Origin of the sequence: Desulfofundulus australicus DSM 11792, assembly GCF_900129285.1 — a bacterium.
GTDB lineage: Bacteria > Bacillota > Desulfotomaculia > Desulfotomaculales > Desulfovirgulaceae > Desulfofundulus > Desulfofundulus australicus.
Map to the genome: position 1 here is coordinate 1 of NZ_FQUW01000064.1, position 2,961 is coordinate 2,961.

2 protein-coding genes are annotated in these 2,961 nt (G+C 56.9%); both read right to left on the reverse strand.

The window, feature by feature from the left end; all coding sequences use genetic code 11:
* Positions 1-325 precede the first annotated feature (325 nt).
* Positions 326-769: a metallophosphoesterase family protein gene (locus BUB44_RS14750; protein WP_073167735.1), complete on the reverse strand. Its 444-nt coding sequence runs from the start codon at positions 767-769 to the stop codon at positions 326-328.
* A 245-nt stretch (positions 770-1,014) separates the two neighbouring features.
* Complete coding sequence (gene iscB / locus BUB44_RS14755) at positions 1,015-2,349, reverse strand: RNA-guided endonuclease IscB (protein ID WP_073167738.1); 1,335 nt, start codon at positions 2,347-2,349, stop codon at positions 1,015-1,017.
* Positions 2,350-2,961: the final 612 nt, after the last annotated feature.

The following is a 2,961-nucleotide window of genomic DNA, read 5'->3' on the forward strand; positions in this document are numbered from 1 at the left end:
TCGGTTACTCGCCCTTCCTAGGCGGTGCACTCTCCTTTCTATTTCCTACCGCCTTTTTCCTTCTTCAATTTCCTACAGTAACTTTACACTAAGTTAAGGGTGTCAAATCTACAAACGGTTAATCCGTCTGCCAGTAGTGACAGGGTAACTGCAGACATGTTAAAATGCCTGTTTTGAACGCACCGGTGTCTATTCCGATGCGTCCCGGCGCAAACCAGGGCCTGGCGCATTCGTGGCCGGGAATAATCGTGGTCATTGTATGGCCAAAGACTACTACATGACCGGGTACCGGCACTCCGGGATAAAAAAGAAAACGCTCTCTGATCTAAAGTAGATCAATATCGGTTTGTATTTCACTCCCAGGGAATATCCCGGCGTGAACGAAGATGTATTTGTCTTCCTGGTGGATTAAAGGCAGGTTTTCCAGAAAATCCTGCCATTTAGCCAGTGACTTTACGGAGTAGGCTCCGAAATTGTCCAGCGTCGCCCTGCCGCCGTTGTCCAGCCACGTCCCCAGTTCGTTCACCGGGTCCGGGTTCCTGATGGCGTCCAGCAGCATCTGTTCGTGGTTCCCTCGGAGAGCCACAGCACCGTTGCTCACCAGACCGCGGACCAGCTCCAGCGTCCCCTTGCTGTCCGGGCCGCGGTCGATGTAGTCACCGAGTAAGATCAGCCGGTCCCGATCAGGGTTGTAGCTTGCTCGGTGCAGGACTGCTTCCAACAGGTGGCGACAGCCGTGGACGTCGCCAATAGCTAGAATCCTTGACATTCATACCACTCCTCTACAAAAATTAGTAAGGACTGCTGTCCCAGCAGTCCTTACCCTTTCTCCGACAGCCCATCTTGCGCTCCAGCACCCGCCGGTTCGGTACTATTTGCGTCTGCGGTTTCCGATACCACATCAGGCGCGGTAACTTTTTCCTGGAAACCACTCTTTTCATGATCATAATCCAGCGCGGATACCCCTGAATTCATTCAGGGGAGGAGCGCGCCGGGTTACCTCCTTTCCTTGCTTTAAATGGCATAAGTGTAGCCATCCGCACGCTGCAGCAAACGCATGTATTTGTAGTTGATCCCTTGCACAATTACTTTGCCATGCACATCCTTGATATCAAAGTAGCCGCTGGCGCGAACTGCTACTGTGCCTTTGTATACTCCGCTATACTTCCCTTTTGTTACTATAGCTTTTACAATGTCGCCGGTCTGGAAACCAAAGTGCACTTTCTTCCTGCTGCGGTGCCCTTTCGGGAAACCGTAAGCGTCAACCCGGGCCATCCGCCGGTTGCCGCGGCCGACGGCGCGGATTTCCAACGGCTTAATGTATGTGTTCTTCAGTTCCGGCGTGCTAGCTCCCACGCAGGCGGCGTCTAAGTAGTGGGCCTTAGGCAGTCCCTGTATAGTACGGTTATGCTTGGTCCGCCCGCCGGTGCCCATCTCCAGTTCCAGCCCGCTGGCTGACGAGATGGCCTTCAGTCGTTCCCAGATGTACCAGCGGGCTGCGTTGACGTGTGCCGCGTCTTTCAGCGGTTTCTTTGCTTCCGCCTGTACTTCCGGGTGGCCGTACTCCTCGGCTGTTTTGTTGCCCTTGTCCAGGTTGCAGGTGCGGCAGGCCAGAGTGAGGTTGGACACCCGGTCGCTGCCGCCACGGGACCTCGGTACGATATGGTCAATTTCCAAAACCGGGTCCTTCGATTTGCCGTGGCAATACTGACATTCGCGGCCGTATTTCGCCAGCAGGTACTCTCTCACTTCGTACCCGAAAAGAGTGCCCTGCTGGTATTCCACCCCGGAAATTTCCGGGTTCTGGAGCTTCTGGGTATCGAAGCGGGCGGTTTCTATGGATATCGCCGTTATCGGGCAGAGGCGCAGGAGTTTTTCCACCCAGCCGAGCACGCAGTCGGCCTTGGCCCTGACGGTGGGCGGAAGCCAGCCTTCGGAACGGCGGCGGTTGTTTATCCGGCGTGGGCGATAGCGGGTCTTTCGGCTTCTCCGGGAGCGCCTTAAAGAGGCCCGCTTACCTACTACGGTAACCGGCTTGCCGTCCTTGTTGACGGTGACGAACTGCTTATGGTGCAGGTCGGCCGCCCAGAGGATGTAGCCGTCGGACTCGCGGATTATCGCCAGGCCGGTCGTTTTACTGCCCGGGTCGATTTTGAGCCTTAGTGGCCCGGTGGCTCCGCCGGTTTTGTCCTTTAACCGGATGGTGAAGGGATAGAGCTTGTGAACCACGGCTTTACCCTTTCGCAAAAGTTCCCTGGCCCGCGCCGGGTGGCACGGCATCAGGGGCCTGTGATGTTTGTCCAGCACAAATACCCGGTTCTGAGTTTCGTAATCCTTTGCCGTTCGCATTTCGAGTTACCTCGCTCTCTCATGTCGGTGTCGCCTCGGGTGTGCCCACCCTCGGTCTCCCCTCGGGAATGCAGCGGAACGGTGTACTACCTGCGCCCGTTTCGACCTACCCCGGGGTTGTCTGCAGCGCAGGTTCCAGGGTCCGGGACTGGAGAAGCATCCCGGAGTGGGTCGGTAAACCTTCCGCGCGCGGTGCGTGGTCAACGGGTGCCCCCTCCCACGAAGCGTTTCAGCTCCGCCGTGCAAGCGGGACGGCGTAAAGCCGCCCCTCCGGCGCTACCCTGGTCAATCGACGGCTAAAGCCGTGGGCGTGTAGGTTACCCTACATGCCTCCGACTTCAGTCGGGGTGATTGACACCAGAGAGAACAGCAGGAGAATTTTTCGATAGTGGACTTCTTGATTTCCACTTTTAACCGCCCCCTGTAGACAGAATGTCTACGGCCCGGCGCTTGTTGGCCGGGCCGCTTTCGTTCTGTCGCTATACGGAAACAGCAATTTCCCGTTCAGGTGGGAAGTCCTTCAGCACCTCGTACCCCCGCTCCAGGTGGTACCGGCGGATTTTGTACCGGTTCCCCCACCGGTCGGCAAGTATCAACCGCCGCGGGTCCTCC

Coding starts and splice junctions, on each gene's coding strand:
- BUB44_RS14750 (WP_073167735.1), bottom strand. CDS start 769: ATGTCAAGGATTCTAGCTATTGGCGACGTCCACGGCTGTCGCCACCTG.
- iscB (WP_073167738.1), bottom strand. CDS start 2,349: ATGCGAACGGCAAAGGATTACGAAACTCAGAACCGGGTATTTGTGCTG.